This window comes from Chenggangzhangella methanolivorans, assembly GCF_019797865.1.
Lineage (GTDB): Bacteria > Pseudomonadota > Alphaproteobacteria > Rhizobiales > Methylopilaceae > Methylopila > Methylopila methanolivorans.
In genome coordinates, this window is record NZ_CP081869.1 from 2,746,096 (window position 1) to 2,767,946 (window position 21,851).

Annotated in this window: 14 protein-coding genes and 4 pseudogenes; 8 read left to right on the top strand and 10 right to left on the bottom strand. The window is 70.1% G+C overall.

Annotation, left to right across the window (positions count from 1 at the left end):
* Positions 1-209: 209 nt before the first annotated feature.
* Together K6K41_RS14420 and K6K41_RS14425 are read left to right on the top strand one after the other, a co-directional pair.
* Positions 210-929 (top strand): cytochrome c biogenesis CcdA family protein, encoded by a 720-nt coding sequence (locus K6K41_RS14420; protein ID WP_261405595.1) that lies wholly within the window; start codon positions 210-212, stop codon positions 927-929.
* Positions 930-1,758: 829 nt separating this feature from the next.
* Entirely contained in the window at positions 1,759-3,480 is a 1,722-nt protein-coding gene (locus tag K6K41_RS14425; protein ID WP_261405596.1) for an ABC transporter ATP-binding protein, read from the top strand.
* Positions 3,481-3,492: 12 nt separating this feature from the next.
* Here K6K41_RS14425 and K6K41_RS14430 read toward each other — a convergent pair whose 3' ends face one another.
* From K6K41_RS14430 to K6K41_RS14475, 10 genes and pseudogenes are all read right to left on the bottom strand, one after another.
* Positions 3,493-6,195 (bottom strand): calcium-binding protein, encoded by a 2,703-nt coding sequence (locus K6K41_RS14430; protein WP_261405597.1) that lies wholly within the window; start codon positions 6,193-6,195, stop codon positions 3,493-3,495.
* A 976-nt stretch (positions 6,196-7,171) separates the two neighbouring features.
* Positions 7,172-7,931 (bottom strand): annotated as a pseudogene (locus tag K6K41_RS14435) (SOS response-associated peptidase).
* A 904-nt stretch (positions 7,932-8,835) separates the two neighbouring features.
* Positions 8,836-11,256, bottom strand: a pseudogene (gene pheT, locus K6K41_RS14440) (phenylalanine--tRNA ligase subunit beta).
* Positions 11,257-11,274: 18 nt separating this feature from the next.
* Positions 11,275-11,739 carry a hypothetical protein gene (locus K6K41_RS14445; RefSeq protein WP_261405598.1) on the bottom strand — a complete coding sequence of 155 codons (465 nt, stop codon included), beginning with the start codon at positions 11,737-11,739 and terminating at the stop codon, positions 11,275-11,277.
* 9 nt (positions 11,740-11,748) lie between these two features.
* Positions 11,749-12,030: a hypothetical protein gene (locus tag K6K41_RS14450; RefSeq protein WP_261405599.1), complete on the bottom strand. Its 282-nt coding sequence runs from the start codon at positions 12,028-12,030 to the stop codon at positions 11,749-11,751.
* Positions 12,031-12,088: 58 nt separating this feature from the next.
* Positions 12,089-13,180 carry a phenylalanine--tRNA ligase subunit alpha gene (pheS, locus tag K6K41_RS14455; RefSeq protein WP_261405600.1) on the bottom strand — a complete coding sequence of 364 codons (1,092 nt, stop codon included), beginning with the start codon at positions 13,178-13,180 and terminating at the stop codon, positions 12,089-12,091.
* 199 nt (positions 13,181-13,379) lie between these two features.
* Positions 13,380-13,741 (bottom strand): annotated as a pseudogene (gene rplT, locus K6K41_RS14460) (50S ribosomal protein L20).
* 56 nt (positions 13,742-13,797) lie between these two features.
* Positions 13,798-13,986 (bottom strand): annotated as a pseudogene (gene rpmI / locus K6K41_RS14465) (50S ribosomal protein L35); the annotation flags it as partial.
* A gap of 241 nt (positions 13,987-14,227) precedes the next feature.
* A complete protein-coding gene (locus tag K6K41_RS14470) occupies positions 14,228-15,028 on the bottom strand; it encodes a TSUP family transporter (RefSeq protein ID WP_261405602.1) in 801 nt (266 codons plus the stop codon).
* Positions 15,029-15,102: 74 nt separating this feature from the next.
* Complete coding sequence (locus K6K41_RS14475) at positions 15,103-15,936, bottom strand: DUF1194 domain-containing protein (RefSeq protein ID WP_261405603.1); 834 nt, start codon at positions 15,934-15,936, stop codon at positions 15,103-15,105.
* Positions 15,937-16,104: 168 nt separating this feature from the next.
* On the opposite strand from K6K41_RS14475, the gene K6K41_RS14480 reads away from it, so the two are divergent.
* The 6 genes from K6K41_RS14480 (at position 16,105) to dapD (ending at position 21,757) form a co-directional block, all read left to right on the top strand.
* On the top strand, positions 16,105-16,524 hold the full coding sequence (locus K6K41_RS14480; protein ID WP_261405604.1) for a cytidine deaminase: 420 nt from the start codon (positions 16,105-16,107) through the stop codon (positions 16,522-16,524).
* A complete protein-coding gene (deoA, locus tag K6K41_RS14485; RefSeq protein ID WP_261405605.1) occupies positions 16,521-17,840 on the top strand; it encodes a thymidine phosphorylase in 1,320 nt (439 codons plus the stop codon). Before K6K41_RS14480 ends, deoA begins: the two co-directional genes overlap by 4 nt.
* Positions 17,837-19,066, top strand: coding sequence for a phosphopentomutase (locus K6K41_RS14490; protein WP_261405606.1), 1,230 nt, complete (start codon positions 17,837-17,839; stop codon positions 19,064-19,066). The genes deoA and K6K41_RS14490 overlap by 4 nt, the downstream gene beginning before the upstream one ends.
* Before the next feature lie 5 nt (positions 19,067-19,071).
* The gene (gene upp, locus K6K41_RS14495; RefSeq protein ID WP_261405607.1) at positions 19,072-19,701 is read left to right on the top strand and encodes a uracil phosphoribosyltransferase; all 630 of its coding nucleotides are present in this window, start codon (positions 19,072-19,074) and stop codon (positions 19,699-19,701) included.
* Between the two features lie 89 nt (positions 19,702-19,790).
* Positions 19,791-20,636, top strand: coding sequence for a virulence RhuM family protein (locus K6K41_RS14500; RefSeq protein ID WP_261405608.1), 846 nt, complete (start codon positions 19,791-19,793; stop codon positions 20,634-20,636).
* 278 nt (positions 20,637-20,914) lie between these two features.
* On the top strand, positions 20,915-21,757 hold the full coding sequence (gene dapD / locus K6K41_RS14505) for a 2,3,4,5-tetrahydropyridine-2,6-dicarboxylate N-succinyltransferase (protein ID WP_261405609.1): 843 nt from the start codon (positions 20,915-20,917) through the stop codon (positions 21,755-21,757).
* Positions 21,758-21,851: the final 94 nt, after the last annotated feature.

Consider the following 21,851-nt stretch of genomic DNA (forward strand, 5'->3'; position numbering starts at 1 on the left):
GCGCGAGCGCCCTCACCCTCACCCTCTCCCGCAAGCGGGAGAGGGAAGCGGCCGGCCGCGACGCTGCTGTCGGCGGGATGAAAGTCGCAAGGCGCGGAGGCCGTCATGCCCGCGCCTCCGCCGGAATGGCGCCTGCCGCTCGTCCCGGCTCCGCTCTATGTTTGCGAAGAGACGGCGCCGCATCGACACCCGACGCCTCGAAGGCGCGCATGCTCGTCACCCTCGGCCTCGCTTATCTCGCCGGCCTGCTCACGCTGCTCTCGCCCTGCGTGCTGCCGCTCGTGCCGGTCGCGCTCGCGGCGGCGCAAGGGGAGCGCCGGCTGGGGCCAGTCGCGCTCGGGGTCGGGCTCACGCTTTCCTTCGTAGCCGTCGGGCTGTTCGTCGCGACCGTCGGCTTCTCCATCGGGCTCGACGAGACCGTGTTCCGCCCCGTGGCCGCCGCGCTGCTGATGGTCGTCGGCGCCGTGCTTCTCGTCCCCGCCGCGCAGGCGCGCGTCGCGAACGCCGCGGGGCCGGCGAGCCATTGGGCGGCGGAGCGGCTCGACCTCGTCTCGCGCGCCGGGCTCGCCGGGCAGTTCCTGGTCGGCCTGCTGCTCGGCGTGGTCTGGGCGCCCTGCGTCGGGCCGACGCTCGGCGCGGCCTCGATGCTGGCGGCGCGCGGCGAGGATCTGGGGTCGGTCGCGGCCACAATGGGCGTGTTCGGACTCGGGGCCGCGACGCCGCTCGTCCTGCTGGGGCTGATGTCGAGCGAGCTTCTCCAGCGCTGGCGCGCCCGCATGGCGGGGGCCGGGCGCGCGGGCCGGATCGCGCTCGGGATCGCGTTGATCCTCGTCGGGCTCGCGGTCGTGAGCGGCTACGACAAGCGGATCGAGACCGCGCTGGTGGACGCCTCGCCCGACTGGCTGAACGCGCTGACGACGCGGTTCTAGGCCCGAATTCCGGATCGGGCCGCCCGAACCCCCGCGCGTCGTCCCGGCCGAAGCGCCGGGATCCGGGACCGAGGCGCCATCCGCGAACGCTCCGCGGGCGTCGGTTCTGGATCCCGGGTCAAGCCCGGAATGACGGCTGAGCGTCCCGAGCCTCCTGCGGCCCGCATGCGCCGCGCGCCTCGCCAAGAACCGCTCCGAACCCCCGCCCGTCATCCCGGCCGGAGAGCCGGGATCCAGAGCCGGGGCGGGCGTCCGCGATCGCTCCACGGGCGTCGGTTCTGGATCCCGGGTCAAGCCCGGGATGACGGCTGAGCGTCCCGAGCCTCCTACGGCCCGCACGCGCTGCGCGCCTCGCCAAGAACCGCCCCAAACCCCCGCCCGTCATCCCGGCCGGAGAGCCGGGATCCAGAACCGATGCGCCATCCGCGAACGCTCCGAGGGCGGCGGTTCTGGATCCCGGGTCAGGCCCGGGATGACGGCTGAGCGTCCCGAGCTCCTGCGGCCCGCACGCGCTGCGCGCCTCGCCAAGAACCGCCCCGAACCCCCGCCCGTCATCCCGGCCGGAGAGCCGGGATCCAGAACCGATGCGCCATCCGCTAACGCTCCGAGGGCGGCGGTTCTGGATCCCGGGTCAGGCCCGGGATGACGGGTCGAGACGGCGAGGGCGATCTCATCCCATCGCGTTCGCGGCCGAGCGCCCCGGAAACCTGGAAGCGCTCCAAACCGCTGACGTTGCGGGCGTCGCCGGCATGCAAAACCTTGCGGCCGCCTCCTCCGGGCGGTATTGCCCGGACGTCGCAGAACGGGCCGGGAGGGCTCACCGCCGGCCATGCTGAAGCGCTTCTTCTCATATTACCGGCCGCACGCCGGCCTGTTCTGGCTCGACTTCGGCTCGGCGGTCGCCTCGGGCCTGCTCGAGCTCGGCTTCCCGATCGCGGTCAAGATCTTCGTCGACACGCTGCTGCCGACCCAGCAATGGGGGCTGGTGCTGCTCGCCGCGCTCGGGCTGCTGGCGATCTACGTGGTCAACACCGGCCTCATGGCGGTGGTCACCTATTGGGGCCACATGCTCGGGATCAACATCGAGACCGAGATGCGCCGCAAGGCGTTCGACCACCTGCAGAAGCTCTCCTTCGGCTGGTTCGACAATCAGAAGACCGGCCACCTCGTCGGGCGCCTGACCAAGGATCTCGAGGAGATCGGCGAGGTCGCGCATCACGGGCCCGAAGACCTGTTCATCGCCATCATGACGCTTTTCGGCGCCTTCGCGCTGATGTTCACGGTGAACGTCGAGCTCGCGCTCATCACGGTCGCGGTGGTGCCGCTCACCGCCTGGCTCACCAGCCGCTACGGCGGGCGCATGACGCGCAACTGGCAGGAGCTCTACGGCCGCGTCGGCGACTTCAACGCCCGCATCGAGGAGAATGTCGGCGGCATCCGCGTGGTGCAGGCCTTCGCCAACGAAGACCACGAGCGCCGCCTCTTCGCCGAGGACAACGCGCGCTACCGCGCGACCAAGCTGATGGCCTACCGCATCATGGCGGCCTCGACCTCGCTCAGCTACATGAGCATGCGGCTCATCCAGCTCACCGTGATGGTGGCGGGCAGCTACTTCGTGATCCAGGGCACGCTGAGCCATGGCGGCTTCGTGGCGTTCCTGCTGCTGATCGGCGTGTTCTTCCGCCCGGTCGAGAAGATCAACGCCGTCATCGAGACCTATCCGAAGGGCGTCGCGGGCTTCAAACGCTACCTCGAATTCCTCGACACCCGCTCCGACATCGTCGACGGGCCGGACGCGGTCGAGGCGCCGACGCTCAAGGGCGAGATCGCCTATGAGGGCGTCGACTTCGCCTACACGCCGGGACGGCCGGTGCTCTCCAATCTCAGCCTCACGGTGCGGGCGGGCGAGACGGTGGCGTTCGTCGGCCCCTCGGGCGCCGGCAAGACCACGATCTGCGCGCTGCTGCCGCGCTTCTACGAGGTCGGGGCCGGGCGCATCTCGATCGACGGGCGGGACGTGCGGGACTTCACGCTCACCTCGCTGCGCCGCCAGGTCGGCGTGGTGCAGCAGGACGTGTTCCTGTTCGCCGGCACGATCCGCGAGAACATCGCCTATGGCCGGCTCGGCGCGAGCGACGCCGAGATCGTCGAGGCGGCCCGGCGCGCGCGCATCGACGACATGATCGCGGCTCTTCCCGCAGGCCTCGACACGGTCGTGGGCGAACGCGGCGTGAAGCTCTCGGGCGGGCAGAAGCAGCGGCTCGCGATCGCGCGGATGTTCCTCAAGAACCCCGCGATCCTGATCCTCGACGAGGCGACCTCGGCGCTCGACGCCGAGACCGAGCGCCAGATCCAGACCTCGCTGACCGAACTCGCGCAAGGCCGCACCACGCTCATCATCGCCCACCGGCTCGCCACGATCCGCAACGCCGACCGCATCGTGGTGGTGGACGAGAACGGCGTCGCCGAGCAGGGCAGCCACCGCGAGCTGGTGGCGACGGCCGGGCGGTACCGCGCGCTGCACGAGGCGCAGTTCGACACCGCCGGCTGAACCGCCGCGGTCTCAGACGACGAAGAAGTCCCTGGCCGAGAGGTCGAGGTTCTCGCCGATCTCGGCAATCACGATCGCCGCGTCGTCGCCCGAACCGTCGCGGTCGAACAGCAGCAGCCCCTTTTCCGCGTCGTAGAGCAGGCGCGCCTCGCCCTGCGGTTCGCCGACGAACGCGAAGTCGCCCTTCCCGAGCTCGCCGACATCGAGGCCGCTCGTGCCCGAGAAGAACCGGAAGCGGTCCTCGCCGACCGTGAAGTCCTCGATGACGTCGCGCTCGCCGCCCCTCAGGAACACATAGGCGAAGACGTCGCGCCCCTCTCCGCCCGCCAGGACGTCGGAGCCCGCCCCGCCCTCGATCACGTCGTCGCCCGCCCCGCCGCGGATCGTGTCGTCGCCGAACGAGCCGCCGAGGTCGTCGGCGCCCGACGAGCCGGTGAGCTTGTCGTCGAAGGCCGAGCCGACGATGCGCTCGACGCCCGTCAGCACGTCGCCCTTGGCGTCGCCGCCCCTGAAGGTTCCGGCCTCGAGATCGATCACGACGCGGGCGTCGGACTCCTGGTAGCTGACGAGGTCGTTTCCGCCGCCGCCGACAAGCGTGTCGGCCCCCGCCCCGCCGTCGAGCGTGTCGTCGCCGGCGCCGCCGCTCAGCCGGTTGCGGCCATCATCGCCCGTGAGCTCGTCGGCGAAGCGCGAGCCGAGCACGCCCTCGACGTCGATCAGCGTGTCGAAATCCGCCTCGCCGCCGAAGGCCGAGCCGTCGCCGAGATCGATCCCCACGGCTTCTTCGGAGGAGCGGTAGTCGGCGGTGTCGAAGCCCTTGCCGCCGTCGAGCACGTCCGCGCCCTCGCCGCCGTCGAGCGTGTCGTCGCCGCCGCGGCCCTCGAGCGTGTTGTTCGCGCGGTTGCCCGTGAGGACGTTGTCGAGCTCGTTGCCGGTCCCGTCGAGGGCCTGCGAGCCCGTCAGCACGAGGTTCTCGACCTCGCGCACGAGCCGGTAGTCGACGCTCGCGCGCACCGTGTCGGTTCCGTAGTCGCCGAGGCCGTCGACATGGTCGCGGACGTCGTCGACCACATAGACGTCGTCGCCCTCTCCGCCGAAGAACCAGTCGCGGCCGGCGCCGCCGATCAGCGTGTCGTTCCCGTCGCCGCCCTCGAGCGTGTCGTCGCCGCCCGAGGCCGTCAGCCGGTCGTCGCCGTCGGAGCCGAACAGCCGCGCGTCGCGGCCCTCGAGCTGGTCGCTGAGATTGAGCCGCCCCGCCTCGGTGAGCGAGATGTTGACCGGCAGGTCGAGGCCCTCGGCGTTCACGCGGATGACGTCGAAGCCCTCGAACTGCTCGGCGGTCCCGGACACATAGCCGCCGCGCGTCTCGAAGATCTCGATCCCGGAGATTTCGAGGCGCGTGATGTCGCCGCGCGCGAACAGCACGTCCTCGCCGTCGCCGCCGTCGAGCACGGCCTTGCCGCCGGACTTGGTGGAGTTGAACTTGTCGTCGCCCTCCCCGCCGAACAGCGTGTCGCGGCCGGCCGTCACGGTGAGGCCGTCGTTTCCGGCGCCGGCGTGGATCTCGTCGTCGCCGGCGCCGCCCTTCAGCAGGTCGTCGCCCGCGCCCGACGTGATGACGTCGTCGCCGGCCGAGCCGACGAGGCGCACGCCGTTTCCGTCGAGCTGGTCGGAGAGGTCGATCGTCCCGGCGTCGGCGAGCCTCAGATCGGGCTTGCCCCTCAGGCCGCGGCCGAGGATGGCGTCAAAGCCCTCGAAGAACGCGATCGTCCCGGTGACCGTGGTCCCGGTCTCGAGCTGCTCGAAGCCCGAGATCGCAAGCCCCGTGAGGTCGCCCTTGGCGATCAGCCGGTCGAAGCCCTCGCCGCCGTCGAGCACGCCCGAGCTCGCGCCGGTCGTCATCTCGACGACGTCGTCGCCGGCCCCGCCCTCCATGCTCATGCGGGCGCCCGCCGAGGACAGGCGGTCGTCGCCGTCGCCGCCGAGCAGCGTGTTTTCGCCCGCTCCGCCGAAGAGGACGTCGTTCCCCTCCCCGCCGATCAGCAGCTCGCTTCCGAAGTCGTCGCCGAGCAGCGTGTCGTTCCCGGCGCCGCCGTCGAACACGTCGCGGCCGCCGCCGCCCTCGATCACGTCGTCGCCGGAGCCGGAGGTGATCGTGTCCGAATAGACGCTCGCCCTGATATGGGCCGAGGTCGAGCCGAGCTCGGGCGAGAGGTCGATGCGGCCGGCCTCGTCGAGGCGGATCTCGATCCGCTGGCCCTCGAAGCCTTCGGCGTTGCGGATGGTCTCTAAGCTCTTGAGCTGCGCGAAGGTGGCGTAGAACGGCGTGTCGCCGACTTCGAGCGCTTCGACGTTCCTGACGTCGAAATTGTAGAGCTCGCGCACGCCCGACAGCACCAGCCGGTCGTAGCCGTCGCCGCCGTCGATCCGCGCGCCGGCGTTGTAGTGGAAGGTGATGACGTCGTCGCCGACGCCGGCGTCGACATAGCCGGAAGCCGGGAACACGCCGTAGGCCTCGATGCTGTCGTTCCCCTCGCCGCCGATGAAGACGTCGTATTCGTTCCCGATCAGCAGGTCGTTTCCGGCGCCGCCTTTCAGCGTGTCCTCGAACGCGCCGCCGGTCAGCGTGTCGTTCCCGCCGCGGCCCTCGATGACGTTGGGTTCGTCCTGGCCGACGAGCGAGTCGTCGCCTGTTCCGCCCACGATGGTGGCCATCGGCCCCTCCCGACTCTGCTTTTGTTGGCCCCGGCGAGGCGGGGCGAGGGGACGCTACCTGCGGTAGCCGAATGGGGAAACCCCTCGCGGAGCGAGAGCCTGGGGACTGTCTCCGGTTCGCCTCAGGGGCGGTTCGCCGGCAAGGCGCAGGGACCGTCGGCCTCCCACTCGAGGCGCGCATGAACCGCCGCCCGTCATCCCGGCCGAAGAGCCGGGATCCAGAACCGAGACGGACGCCGCGAACGCTCGACGCGCGTCGGTTCCGGATCCCGGGTCAAGCCCGGGATGACGGCTGGGCTTCCTGAGCCTTCTAAGGATAAACACCCCGCGCCGTCGGCCGAAGAGCCGCCCGAACCGCCGCCCGTAATCCCGGCCGAAGAGCCGGGATCCAGAACCGGAACGGCTACCGCGAACGCGTCGAGGGCGTCGGTTCTGGATCCCGGGTCAGGCCCGGGATGACGGCTGGGCTTCCTGAGCCTTCTACGGATAAGCACCCCCGCGCCGTCCGCCGGCGAACCGCCCGAACCGCCGCCCGTCATCCCGGCCGAAGAGCCGGGATCCAGAACCGAAACGGCTTCCGCGAACGCTCGACGGGCGTCGGTTCTGGATCCCGGGTCAAGCCCGGGATGACGGCTGAGTTTCCTGAGCCTTCTGCGGATAAACACCCCGCGCCGTCCGCCGGCGCGCCGCACGAACCTCCGCCCGTCATCCCGGCCGAAGAGCCGGGATCCAGAACCGAGACGGCTTCCGCGAACGCTCGACGCGCGTCGGTTCTGGATCCCGGGTCCGGCCCGGGATGACGGCTGAGGCGAGCGGAGCCTAGACGGCGGCTGGGGAGGGTCTTCGGGGAGGGGTAGGTCCGGCCGCCGGAACCTCGGGCATGTGGACCCGGCGGCCATCCACGGAACCTACGTAAAGCAACCTCCGCGAGATGTTTCGTAATCGGACACCCGTTGTGGGCGCGTTTCAAACTTGCCTAAAATTTTAACGACCATTCGGAATCCGAATCGCTTTCGGCGCCGTCCTCCTTCGCGCCGGCCGCGACGATCATGAGGCGGTCGTCGGGCAGCGGGCGCTGAAGCGCGCGCTTCGGCCCAGGGGGCGCGCATCCAGACGTCGATCTCCTCGGCCGTCGTCAGGACGACGGGCATCGCCTTCGGGTGGACCGGCGCCACCACGGCGTTCGGCTCGCAGGTCAGGACGCCGTAGAGGTCGATGTCCTCCTCCCACCCGGTCCTGGCCTTGCGCACGCCCGACCAGCGGGTCCAGAGCCCGGCGAAGACGCACAAGGGCCGCTCCTGCGACAGCGCGAACCAGACCGGCGCGGCGCCGCCGCCGGGAGCGCGGCCATATTCGGAGAACGAGGTCAGCGGCGCGACGCAGCGGTGCTCGACCCCGAGCCAGCGCGTCCAGTGCCGGCTCGCGACGTTGCGGATGTTGGTGACGCCGCCGTCCGGCTCGCGGCGCAGCAGCTCCTGGAAATCGACCGTCCCGCCCTTCGCCCGCAGCTTGTCGGCGCGCCTGGAGGCCGCGTCGAGAATGACCTTCTGCGAGGTCGGCATGCCCCAGCGGGCGAGCGTGAGCTCGCGGCCCTCCGCCCCGTTCCGGACGATCGGCGCGGCGTAGTCCGGGAAGATCCCGGGCGTCGGGGGGAGGTTGCCGGTTCGGTCGACCATCGCGCGGGCGAGTTCGCGGATCGCGGCCTGGCCCTTGGTGAGCGAGTAGAGATTGCACATTCGACCAGCGTGGCGCCGATGGCGGCCGGGCGCCACCGAAGCGAAGACGCCGATCGCCGCCGCCGCCGCCGCCGCCGCAGGAGAGCGGTTTCTTCGCAGTCAGGTTAACAAATGATGGGCAAATTGGGCGACGGCGGAGTCTAAACTGGAACGAATCGGGAATCGGCGATTCGGCCGCGATTCGTTCTACTGGAACGAAACAAGACTCGACTCGTGAGGACTCGGCCTAGACTCGCGCGCTGCGATCGAGCCAAGACGAGGCCGGGCGAATACGAAACAACCGGGACGCGTAGACTCGGGGAGTCCGGGCGCGTCCTGCGGCGGGGCGCCATCCCGAGCGCAGAGCCGGAATGGTCCGGTCGAAGTTTCCCACGGCGTCGGTTCTGGGTCCCGGGTCAAGCCCGGGACGACGACGGCGGGTCAACCGCCAAGGAGTACGAACGCCGGCTTCGGCGGCGGCGCGCCCGAACCCCAACGGTCATCCCGGCCGAAGAGCCGGGATCCAGAGCCGAGGCGGTCCGTCCAGATTCTCACGGCGTCGGTTCCGGGTCCCGGGTCAAGCCCGGGACGACGGCGGCGGGTCAGCAGCCAAAGAGCACGAACGCCGGCTTCGGCGGCGTCGCGCCCGAACCTCGACGGTCATCCCGGCCGAAGAGCCGGGATCCAGAACCGAGGCGGTCCGTCCAGAGTCCTCACGGCGTCGGTTCCGGGTCCCGGGTCAAGCCCGGGACGACGGCGGCGGGTCACCCGCCAAGGCGCACGAACGCCGGCTTCGGCGGCGGCGCGCCCGAACCCCAACGGTCATCCCGGCCGAAGAGCCGGGATCCAGAGCCGAGGCGGTCCGTCCAGATTCCTCACGTCGTCGGTTCCGGGTCCCGGGTCAGGCCCGGGACGACGGCGGCGGTCAGCCGCGCAGCGTCGCGCCCGTGGCTTTCTCGACCTGCGCCACGATCCGTCCCGAAATCTCCTCGATCTCGGGCGTCGGTCAGCGTCTTGTCGCGCGGCTGGAGCGTCACCGCGAGCGCGAGCGAGACCTTGCCCTCGGGAACGCCCGGACCCTCGTAGCGGTCGAACAGGTCGACGCGCGTCACGAGCTTGCGGTCGGCGGCCTGCGCGGCGCGGATCAGCTCGCCCGCCGGCGTGTCGCGATCGGCGAGGAAGGCGAAGTCGCGGGACAGCGGCTGCAGCGCCGAGCCCTCGAAGGGCGGCTTGGCGCGCGTCGCCTTGGCCTTCGGGGCGGGCAGGGCGTCGAGCGTGATCTCGAAGCCGACCAGCGGGCCCGAGACGCCGAGCGCCTTCAGGACGCGCGGATGGAGCTCGCCGAAGGCCCCGAGCACGACCTTGGGGCCGAGCTGGAGCGCCGCCGAGCGGCCGGGATGGAACCAGGCGGGCGCCGCGCCTTGCGCGATCTGCACCGAACTCGCCGACAGGCCGAGCGCCGCCAAAACGTTGAGCGCGTCGCCCTTGGCGTCGAAGGCGTCGACGGGGAGCGCCTGCTCGCCCCAGTGCCGGCCCGTCCCGCGCGCCTTCGCGGTTCCGCGGCGGACGCCGGTCGCCTGCATGCGCTGGTCCTGCGGACGGTCGCCGAGGAAGGTCTGGCCGACCTCGAACAGCGCGACGTCGCCCGACCCGCGGTCGGCGTTGCGCTGGGCGGCGGCGATCAGGCCCGGCAGCAGGCTCGGGCGCATGTCCGAAAGGTCGGCGGCGATCGGGTTGGCGAGCGCAAGCTCGGGCTTTCCGCCGCCGAAGCTCGTCGCCTGCTGGCGGCTGACGAACGACCAGGTGACGGCTTCGACGAGGCCGCGGGCGGCGAGCGTCCGGCGCGCCGTGCGGGCGCGGCGCTGCACCGGGCTGAGCCTGGCGGCCGCGAGCGACTGCGCCTGCGGCAGCGGGCTCGCCTCGACCTTGTCGAGGCCGATGATGCGCACGACCTCCTCGACGAGGTCGGCCTTGCCCTCGACGTCCGGCCGCCAGCTCGGCACCGCGACCTTCAGCGTCTCGCCATGGCCCGACACCCAGAACCCGAGCAGCGACAGCGGCGCCTTGACCTCGGCGGGAGCGACCACGAGCCCGGTGAGGCGCTTCACCTCGGAGATGGGGAAGTCGATGATGAGGTCGCGCTCGGGGACCTCGCCCGCGACCACGAGCTCGGAGGCCTCGCCGCCGCAGATCTCGAGGATGAGGCGCGTGGCGAGCTCGAGGCCCGGGATCGTGAAGGCGGGATCGACGCCGCGCTCGAAGCGGTGGCGCGCGTCGGAATGGATGTTGAGCGCCCGGCCCGTGCGCGCGATCGCGAGCGGATCCCAGAGCGCGCTCTCGATCAGCACGTCGACCGTGTCGGCGCCGCAGCCCGTCGAGGCGCCGCCCATGATTCCGGCGAGCGACTCGACGCCGTGATCGTCGGCGATCACGCACATGGTCTCGTCGAGCGCGTAGTCCTTGCCGTCGAGCGCGGCGAAGCTTTCGCCCGCGCGGCCGCGGCGCACCACGAGATCGCCCTTCACCTTGGCGGCGTCGAAGACGTGCAGCGGACGGCCGCGGTCGAAGGTGAGGTAGTTGGTGACGTCGACGAGCGCGTTGATCGGCTTCTGGCCGATCGACTTCAGCTTGCGCTGCAGCCATTCGGGCGAGGGGCCGTTCTTCACGCCGCGCACCATCCGCAGCGCGAACAGCGGCGACAGCGGGGGCGTGTCGCCGAAGTCGAGGCGCACGTTCACGGGGCAGGGATAGGCGCCGCGCACCGGGTTCAGGCCGGGCTCGATCAGCGTTCCGATCTCGGCGGCGGCGAGGTCGCGGGCGACGCCATGGACGCCGAGGCAGTCCGAGCGGTTCGGCGTGACCGCGATCTCGATCACCGGGTCGTCGAGCCCGATCACCGGCGCGAACGGCTTTCCGACCGGGGCGTCGGCGGGAAGCTCCAGGATGCCGTCGCTTTCCTCCGACAGCCCGAGCTCGCGGCCCGAGCACAGCATGCCGGCCGAGGGCACGCCGCGGATCTCAGAGGCGCCGAGCTTCACCCGGAGGAGGGGATGACGGTCCCGGGCGCGGCGAACACGACCTTGAGGCCCGTCCGCGCGTTCGGAGCGCCGCACACGACCTGCAGCGGCTCCGGCCGGCCGACGTCGACGCGGCAGACCTGCAGCTTGTCGGCGTTCGGGTGGCGCTCGGCGGCGAGAATGCGCCCGACCACGAAGGGATGGAGTTCGCCCGCCTTGTCCTCGACATGCTCGACCTCGAGCCCGACGCGGGTCAGCGTCTCGGTGACGGCGACGAGGTCGGCGTCGCCCGCGAGGTGCTCTTTCAGCCAGGAGAGGGAGAATTTCATCGTGCTCTCAAAGTCTCATCACTTGCGGCGAGGGCGGGCCAGCATGGCGACCGCGAAAGCGCGCTTCTCCGCAGAAGACAGACCATCCAGGGCGATAATGGCGACTTCAGCCGAATTGATCAGAGCCCTGACTTCCAAACGGCCATACGCAAACGGCTCGGGATTGTAGTCGGCGTCATGACGATCCCGCTGCAAATCGATGAGCAGATCAAGGATGCCATGGACGCCGGCGCCGAGATGGTTTGCACGGAGGTCTTGTTCGCGAACAGTTTTGAACGTGCCGTGGTCTATGGATCGATAAATGGCCGTCCAGTCACGTGATGCTGTCGATTTGCCGACCAGTTCATTCGCGCAGAGGCGGCAAATAGCATGAAACACCGCATAGTAAGCAGTGCTGACCGCTCGCCGAAGCGTCGCTTGGCGAGGTCGACCGGTATCATGGTCGACAAGCAGCCATGCGACGTCGATCAGAGTTTGATGCATCTTCGACCGTTACTCGACGCCAATTTCGTCACCAACAAAACGGGCGCGAAAATAGGGAAAACGATCTTCCCCCTGGCCGCGAAAAGCGCTTGAAAGGCCAGTGATCGACGTGAGGGTCGCCTGACCCGGCGTCGCATCGGAGCCTTCCCGGAAAAATGCGTCGATGAAGATCGAGGGGGCGCCGTCGTGGTCGTCTCCAAAACGAACCTCTGCATGATCGTACCCGTGCTGGCCAAGCGTCCGGCGCAGGACTTGATCCGCAATCTCGGCCACTTTCGATTTGCTCAGCATCACGCCTCAGCTCCAGCCCGATGAAACAGGAGGATAACAGAAGCACCATGCTCCCGCCTCACGAACTCAGCCCGCCTGCGAGCGTCGGGAAGTCGAGCGGGCGGAAGCCGTAATGGGCGAGCCAGCGGGCGTCGGCGTTGAACAGGTCGCGCAGGTCCGGCATGCCGTATTTCAGCATGGCGATGCGGTCGATCCCCATGCCCCAGGCGAAGCCCTGATAGACGTCCGGGTCGATCCCGACATTGCGCAGCACGTTCGGATGCACCATCCCGCAGCCGAGGATCTCCAGCCAGTCGTCGCCCTCGCCGATGCGCACCTCGTTGGGCAGGCGCCGGCAGCGGACGTCGACCTCCATCGAGGGCTCGGTGAAGGGGAAGAAGGACGGGCGGAAGCGCAGCTCGACCGAAGGCACCTCGAAGAAGGTCTTCAGGAACTCCTCCAGCACCCATTTGAGGTGCCCGAGATTGGCGCTCTGGTCGATCACCAGCCCCTCGACCTGATGGAACATCGGCGTGTGCGTCTGGTCCATGTCGAAGCGGTAGGTGCGGCCGGGGCAGATCACCCGGATCGGCGGCTTCGAGGCCTCCATGGCACGGATCTGCACCGGGCTCGTATGGGTGCGCAGCACGAGCCGCGAACCGTCGTCCTTCTGCGGCAGGAAGAAGGTGTCGTGCATCTCGCGGGCCGGATGGCCGACGGGGAAATTGAGCTTGGTGAAGTTGTAGTCGTCGGTCTCGATGTCCGGGCCTTCGGCGACCGAGAAGCCCATGGCCGAGAAGATCGCCACGATCTCGTCGGTGACCTGGGAGACCGGATGGATGCGCCCGGTCTCGAGGCCGGTCTCGCGCACCGGCAGCGAGACGTCGAGCGTTTCGGCGGCGAGCCGCGCGTCGAGGGCCGCGTCGGCGAGCGCGGCCTTCTTCTCGGTGAGCGCGGTCGCGATCTTGTCGCGCAGGCCGTTGAGCGCCGGGCCGAAGGTCTTGCGCGTCTCGGGGTCCATCGACCCCAGCGTCTTCATCTTCTCGGAGACCGAGCCCTTCTTGCCGAGCGCCGCGACGCGCAGCGCTTCGAGCGAGGCCTCGTCGGACGCGGCCTCGATCTCGGCGAGAAGCTGGGTTTCGAGCGAGGAGAGTTCGGAAAGGTCGGTCATGAAAGGACGCCGCTTCTTACGATCGGCGGAAGACATACCCGGCCGATCATGAAACGCAACGTCATCCCCCGGCTTGTCCGGGGGATCCAGGCCAGATCATCGAGCGAAGGAGCTGCGGAAGACTGGATGCCCCGGACAAGCCGGGGCATGACGAGCTCTGTTCTGGATCGCAGAAGCGCCCGAAGACGCTTCAGAACGTTCACGCCTGCGGCAGCGCGGCCTTGGCCTTCGCGGCGAGCGCGCCGAAGGCGGCGGGCTCGGCGATGGCGAGCTCGGAGAGCAGGCGGCGATCCACCTCGATGCCGGCCTTGGCGAGGCCGTCGATGAAGCGGCTGTAGGTCAGGCCGTGCTCGCGCACGGCGGCGTTGATGCGCTGGATCCAGAGCGCCCGGAACGTCCGCTTCTTGTTCTTGCGGTCGCGGTAGGCGTACTGCATCGACCGATCGACGGCGGCCTTGGCGGCCCGGATCGTGTTCTTGCGGCGGCCGTAAAAGCCTTTCGCCGCGTCGAGGGTCTTCTTGTGCTTGCGTGGGACGTAACGCCCCGTTTCACGCGAGCCATGGTCTATCTCTCAAACGTCTGAAGGGGTGAAAAGCGCGAAAAGCTCGATCAGCCGTAGGCAGGAACGACTTGACGATGCGGGCGTCCGCCGGCGTCAGGATCGTGGTGCCCCGCTGGTTGCGGATCTGCTTGTTGGTGCGCTTGATCATCCCGTGGCGCTTGCCCGCCTGGGCGGAGATGACCTTGCCGGTCGCGGTGAAGCGGAAGCGCTTCTTCGCCGCCGACTTGGACTTGAGCTTGGGCATTTCGCTCTCCGATCTGGTGAGGCGATTTGCGACTGGCTTCGCCGCGCCGGAAAACCGGAGCGGTGAGGTCAGCCGAAAAACCTCGAGCTGTTGATGGCGCGCCACGGCAGCCCATACAGCCGGACCCGCGCGGAAGCGGGGCTTTTACACGTCAGCCTGAGGGATTGCAACGGGATCGGTCAGGGATCGCGACGCGGCCGATCAGGGATCGGGCGCCGGCGCGATGGAACGCGCCTTGCCCTTAGCGCCCGAGCGCGCTCCGGACCGCCTGCCCGACCGGATGGGCGGGGTCGAACATCAGCCGCGCGGCGAGCGCGAGCGACACCACGATCACCAGCGGGCGGACGAGCTTCACGCCGTGCTTCAGCGCGAGCGCCGAGCCGAGCTGGGCGCCGGCGATCGTGCCGGCCGCCATCGCGAAGCCCGCGAGCCAGACCACGTGTCCCGCCGCCACGAACACGATGAGCCCGGCGAGGTTGGACGACATGTTGAGGAGCTTGGTGCGCGCCACGGCCTTGGCGGCCCCGACGCCGGTGAGCGCCACCAGCGCGATCATGTAGAACGACCCGGCGCCGGGGCCGAACAGCCCGTCATAGGCCCCGATCGGCGCGACGACGCCGAGGCCGAAGGCGAGCGGCGTCATCCGGGCCGCGGCGTCGACGTCCGACATCCTCGGCCCGAAGGCGAAGTAGAGCGCCACCGCGATCAGCAGGAACGGCAGCGCGATCCGCATCGCCTCCACGGGCGCGACCGCGACCAGCGCCGAGCCGATCACCGCGCCGACGAAGGCCGCGGCCGCCAGCCCCCAGGTCGAGCGCGAGCGGAAATCGATCATGCCGGCGCGGGCGAATCGCCAGGTCGCGGCCGCCGTGCCGATCGAGCCCTGCAGCTTGTTGGTGGCGATCGCCGAGACGGGGTCGAGGCCGCCGAGCAGCAGCGCCGGCACGGTGATGAGCCCGCCGCCGCCCGCGATCGCGTCGACCGCGCCGGCGAACAGGCCGACGAACGCGAACATCAAAAGGATTTCGGGAGACAGCGACATCGGGAGAACTCGGACGCTCGGGCGGGGCGGCGGCGCTCATAGCACGGCCGCTCCGCACGCGTCCCCGAAGCCGTTCAGTTGCCGAAGCGCTCGCGCCAGAGCTGCTCGCCCGAGGTGCAGTCGGATCTCACGCGCTCGGCTGCGACCGGAACCGAGGCGAGGCCGCCGGGCCCGATCGAGGGATGGTCGGGGGCCAGGCCCGCGATCTCCATCAAGAGCTTGGTGCGGACGGCGTCCGGGAACTGCGCGATGGAGCGCACCGGCACCATGAAGGCGCCCGGCCCGCCGATGACGCAGTCGCGGTAGTAGGCGTCGAGGTCGCCGACGTCCATCATGGCGAAGCTCGGGCGCTTCAGCATCAGCGGCAGGCCGTTGACCGTGATGCCACGGTCCAGCACCTCGTCGCGCACGAGCTCGACCGGTTCGCCCTGGTTGTTGGGCCCGTCGCCCGAGATGTCGACGACCTTGCGCGCGCCCGAAAACCCGCTCGTCTCGAAGAGCTTGGCGGAATGCACCAGCGCGCCCGAGATCGAGGTGCGGTAGGCCCGGCGCAGCGGCGCGGCCGCGAGCTTCTCGGCGAAGGCGGCGGCGCTTTCGGCGCCGTCGATCAGCGTCCAGGGCACGACGACGCGCTGCTCCTCGGCGCCGGCCCATTCGACATAGGCGACCGCGATGCGGCCGATCATGCCCTGCGCGATGGCCTCGAGCACCGGGCGGGAGACGATCGCGGCGCGATAGCCCTCGCGCTGCATCTCCTGCTCCTCGGCGTCCATCGAGTAGGAGATGTCGACCGCGAGCACGAGCTCCAGATCGACCGGCACGCCCGATTTGTCCGCCGCCGCGGCGGGCGACAGCGACGCGGCCGCCGCAAGCGCGAGGCCAGACAGGAAGCGGATGCGTCGGCGCATGCCCAGCCCCTCCGGTCGATGCGCCGAAGCGTCATCTGACTGTCATCATGCAAGCAAGGCGCCGGACTGGCGAGGACGACTTGCGGGCGATGGGCGTTTGCCCACCGCAATCTCGGCGCTATCCTTGGCCGACCGCCGCCTCCCGCCCTCCCGGAAGCTCCGAACCCGATGATCGACGAGACCAGCCTCGCCGCCCTGTTCGACGCCGCGGCGGGCGCCCGGGCGCGCGCCTACGCCCCCTATTCGGGCTTTTCGGTCGGGGCCGCGGTCCTTGGGGCGGGCGGGGCGATCTTCGCAGGCTGCAACGTCGAGAACGCCGCCTATCCGGTGGGCGCCTGCGCGGAGGTCGGCGCGTTGTCGGCGATGGTGGCGGGCGGCGAGACCCGTCTCGCGGCGATCCTCGTGATCGGCGGCGGCGCGGGCCTCTGCACCCCCTGCGGCGCCTGCCGGCAGCGGATCCGCGAATTCGCGGGCCCCGACGCGGCCGTCGTGATCGCGGGGCCCGAAGGCGTGCGGCGCCGCTTCACGGCGGGCGAGCTGCTGCCCGAGAGCTTCGGCCCTGAGATTCTTCAGGGCGCGCGGCCATGACCGCGGGGCTTCCGCCGCAGGAGATCATCCGCCTGAAGCGCGACGGCGGGCGACTGCCGCCCGAGACCATCGAGGCGTTCGTTCAGGGCGTCGTCTCGGGCGCGGTGACCGACGCGCAGCTCGGCGCCTTCGCCATGGCCGCGTGGCTGAACGGCCTCGACCGCGACGAGACGGTCGCGCTCACCCGCGCCATGACGGCGTCCGGCCGCACGCTCGACTGGTCGGGCCTGCCGGGCCCGGCGCTCGACAAGCATTCGACCGGCGGGATCGGCGACACGGTCAGCCTCATCCTGGCGCCGGCGCTCGCGGCCTGCGGGGCCTTCGTGCCGATGATCGCAGGGCGGGGCCTTGGCCACACCGGCGGCACGATCGACAAGCTCGACGCCATTCCGGGCTACATGACGCGGCCCGACGTCGGCGTGTTCCGCGCCGCGGTGCGCGACGCCGGATGCGCGATCGTCGGGCAGACGCAGGACGTCGCCCCCGCCGACCGGCGCCTCTACGCCGCGCGCGACGTGACCGCGACGGTGGAGTCGCTGCCGCTCATCACCGCCTCGATCCTGTCGAAGAAGCTCGCGGCGGGCCTCTCGGCGCTGGTGCTCGACGTGAAGACCGGTTCGGGCGCCTTCATGGCGTCGATCGACGACGCCCGCGCGCTCGCGCGCTCGCTGGTGGAGGTCGCGAACGGCGCCGGGCTCAAGACCTCGGCGCTGCTGACCGACATGGACGAGCCGCTTGCCCCGGTCGCGGGCAACGCGCTCGAGATCCTGCACGCGGTCGAGATTCTTGCGGGGCGGCGCGAGGACGCGCGGCTCGTCGCGGTCACCGCGGCGCTCGGCGGCGAGACGCTGGCGCAAGGCGGCCTCGCGGCCTCGGCCGAGGAGGGGGCGGCGCGGATCGCCGCGGCGATCTCGTCCGGCGCCGCCGCCGAACGCTTCGCCCGCATGGTCGCGGCGCTCGGCGGGCCTTCCGACCTCGTCGACCGTCCGCGCGCCCATCTGGCGGAGGCCAGGACCACGCTTGCCGTCGCGCCGGAGCGGCCGGGCGTCGTGGCGGGGGTCGAGACGCGCGCGCTCGGCCTTGCGGTCGTGGCGCTCGGCGGCGGCCGGACCCGCGCGGAGGACGGGATCGACGTCTCGGTCGGGTTGGACCGGCTCGCAGGCGTCGGCGAAGAGGTCGGCCCCGACCGGCCGCTCGCGATCGTGCATGCGCGCGACGCCGGCGCGGCCGAGCGCGCGGCGGCCGCGGTGCGGGCCGCCTACCGGACCGCGGAGGCGGCCGCGCGCCGCCCGCTCGTGCTGGAGCGGATCGCGTGACCCGGGCGCTGCTTCTGGTGCTCGATTCCGTGGGGATCGGCGGCGCGCCCGACGCCGCCCGCTTCGGCGACGAGGGCGCCGACACGCTCGGCCATATCGCCGAGGCCGCGGCCGCGGGTTCGGCCTCCCGCGCCGGCCTCCGCTCAGGGCCATTGCGGCTGCCGAACTTCGTCGCGCTCGGCCTCGGCGAGGCGGCGCGGATCGCGACCGGCCGCACGCCGCCCGGCCTTGAAGGCGCGGCGACCGGCGGACTCTGGGGCGCGGCGGAAGAGATTTCCTCGGGCAAGGACACGCCCTCGGGCCACTGGGAGCTGACCGGCGCGCCGGTGCTGTTCGACTGGGGCTATTTTCCGAAGACCGACCCGGCCTTCCCGCCGGAGCTCATCGCGGATCTCGTCGCGCAGGGCGGCTTGCCCGGCGTGCTGGGCGGCGTCCACGCCTCCGGCACCGCGATCATCGAACGGCTCGGCGAGGAGCATGTGCGGACAGGGAAACCGATCGTCTACACCTCGGCCGACAGCGTGTTCCAGATCGCGGCCCACGAGGAGGCGTTCGGGCTCGAGCGGCTCTACGCGCTCTGCGAGATCGCCCGACACCTCGTCGATCCGCTGAATGTCGGGCGCGTCATCGCCCGCCCTTTCGTCGGGACAGGCGCCGCGGACTTCGCCCGCACCGGCAACCGCCGCGACTACGCCACGCCCCCGCACGAGCCGACCCTGCTCGCCCGCGCAAGCCAGGCGGGCCGGGAGGTGGTCTCGGTCGGCAAGATCGGCGACATTTTCGCCCATGAGGGCACGGGCCGCGTCGTGAAGGCCAAGGGCAACGCCGCGCTGCTCGACGCCGCGCTCGCGGCCTTGGCGGACCTGCCGGACGGCGGCTTCGTGATCGCCAACATCATCGACTTCGACACCGAATACGGCCACCGCCGCGACGTCGCGGGCTACGCGGCCGCGCTCGAGGCTTTCGACGCGCGCATCCCGGACATCCGCGCGGCGCTTTCGCCCGGCGACCTCTGCGTCGTCACCGCCGACCACGGTTGCGACCCGACCTGGGAAGGCGCCGACCACACCCGCGAGCGCGTTCCCGTGCTCGCCTTCGGGCCGGGCTTCGGTCCAGGCCCGATCGGGCTGCGAGCGAGCTTCGCCGACGTCGGCGCGACGCTCGGCGCCCATCTCGGGCTCGGGCCCGGCCGCCACGGAACCCCCTGGACGCTTGGAAGAACCTGACCGCCATGCCGAACGCCACCGTCATCGATCACCCGCTGGTGCAGCACAAGCTGACGCTCATGCGCGAGAAGGACCGGTCGACCGCGAGCTTCCGCCTGCTGCTGCGGGAGATCTCGCTGCTGCTCGCCTATGAGGTGACGCGCGATCTCCCGGTCGAGCTCGTCGACATCGAGACGCCGGTCGCGCCGATGCGCGCGCCCAAGCTCGCCGGCAAGAAGCTGGTGTTCGCCTCGATCCTGCGGGCCGGCAACGGCCTCGTGGACGGCATGCTCGACCTCGTGCCCTCGGCGCGCGTCGCCCATGTCGGGCTCTATCGCGACCACGAGACGCTCCAGCCGGTGCGCTACTTCTTCAAGGCCCCGGCCGAGCTCTGCGACCGGCTGGTGATCGTGGTCGACCCGATGCTGGCGACCGGCAATTCGGCCGTCGACGCGGTGCAGGAGCTGAAGGACGCCGGCGCGAAGGATCTGCGGTTCCTTTGCCTGCTCGCCGCCCCCGAGGGGATCGCCCGCTTCGAGGCCGTCCATCCGGAAGTGCCCGTCTACACCGCGGCGATCGACGAGAAGCTCAACGAGCACGGCTACATCGTGCCGGGGCTGGGCGACGCGGGAGATCGGCTCTACGGGACGAAGTGAAGGCGGCGTCCCGGCATCGGAAACTCCGACTCGACGGGACGGCATGAAATGTTGCTATAATGTTCCGGTCGGTTGGATCGGATGAGACGATGGGCGAGAACGAGGGCGGACCTGTTCAGCTGACCGAGGACGCCGAAACGGGCGACCGCTTTCTTGTTTACTCCACTGAAAAGGGCCTTCGGCTTGACATCCGCTATGCGAGCGAAACGCTCTGGATGTCTCAAGCCCAGATCGGTCAGCTTTTCGGCCGGGACGTGTCAGTCATTTCCCGGCACATCGCCAACATTTTTGAGGAAGGCGAGCTCGACGAGCCGACTTCTTTGCAAAAAATGCAAACAACCAATGGCCGGCCCACAACCGCCTACAACCTCGATGTCGTGATCTCGGTGGGTTATCGGGTCTCGTCGGCCCAGGCTACGGTCTTTCGGCGCTGGGCGACCGGCGTATTGGTTCAGTTCGCAAAGAAAGGGTTCGTAATTGACTCTGGTCGGCTCAAGCGACCAGAGCATAGCGACCGGATCGCCGAGCTCCGCGATATTATTCGCGACATTCGCGCAGATGAATCTAACGTCTACAAGGAACTTCGAAGCATCTGCGCGATGTGCCAGGACTATGACGGCTCCACGGATGTGGCCCGGGAGTTCTATCAACGCACACAGGCGAAGCTGATTTATGCCGTCGTTTCGCAGACGCCATCGGAGATCGTCGCGGCTCGGGCGGACTGCGAGGCTGACAACATGGGCCTGCAGGGCTGGCCCAATGACAGCATTCGAAAGACCGATGTCGCCGTCTCCAAAAACTACCTGGCTCAACAGGAAATTCGAGAGCTCAACCGGCTCACCACGATCCTTTTGGACATTTTCGAGGACCAGCTCGATCTCGGCCGTCTCGTCGTGATGGCCGACGCGACGCGGCTGCTTGAGCAGCGACTCTAGCAGTTGGGGAGGGGCGTGCTCCGGACTGGCGGATCCGTGAAGGCGGCAGACGCGAAGCGGAAAGCGAATACGCGAAGTTCGACGAGCGGCGGAAACTCGAACGCCAGCAAGAGGCCGAGGTGCGCATCTCCGACCTCGCGCGCGAAGCCAAAGGGCTACCCAAAGGTCCGAGACGAAGGGACTGAGAGCGCGAAGAGCGCGCGCTCATGATTGACATCGCCCTTCCCGGCGCTTCAAACCTCGCGCCGACAAAATCCCTGCCGGAGCCAGAGCCAAAGATGTCCCACGCCGACCTCGCCGCCGCGATCGACGACGCCTGGGAGAAGCGCGCCGAGATCACCCCCGCGACGACCGGCGCCGCGCGCGAGGCCGTGGAGCACACGCTCGCGGGCCTCGACAAGGGCGAGATCCGCGTCGCCGTGCCGGAAGGCGGCAAGTGGACCGTGCATCAGTGGGCCAAGAAGGCCGTGCTGCTGTCGTTCCGCCTCAATGACATGGCCGCGATCCCGGGCGGTCCCGGCGCGGCGACCTGGTGGGACAAGGTGCCCTCGAAGTTCGACGGCTGGACGGAGCCGGAGTTCAGGCAGGCGGGCTTTCGCGCCGTGCCGGGCTCGATCGTGCGCCGCTCTGCCTATGTGGCGCCGAACGTCGTGCTGATGCCGAGCTTCGTGAACGTCGGAGCCTATGTGGATGCCGGCACGATGGTCGACACCTGGGTGACGGTCGGCTCCTGCGCGCAGATCGGCAAGAACGTGCATCTGTCGGGGGGCGTGGGCATCGGCGGCGTGCTGGAGCCGCTGCAGGCCGGCCCCGTGATCATCGAGGACGACTGCTTCATCGGCGCGCGCTCGGAGGTCGTCGAGGGCGTGGTGGTGCGCAAGGGTTCGGTGCTCTCGATGGGCGTGTTCATCTCGGCCACGACCAAGATCGTCGACCGGGCGACCGGCGAGGTCTTCGTCGGCGAAGTGCCGGAATATTCGGTCGTGGTGCCGGGCGCGCTGCCCGGCAAGCCGCTGCCGGACGGGACCCCCGGCCCCTCGCTCTACTGCGCCGTGATCGTGAAGCGCGTGGACGCGCAGACGCGGTCGAAGACCGCGATCAACGAGCTGCTGCGGGACTGAAGCCCCAGGGCTCGGGCCCGCCGGCGCAAGCCGCGCCAGGCGTTATCCCGGGCTTGACCCGGGATCCAGACACGCCAACGATGACGGCTTCTCG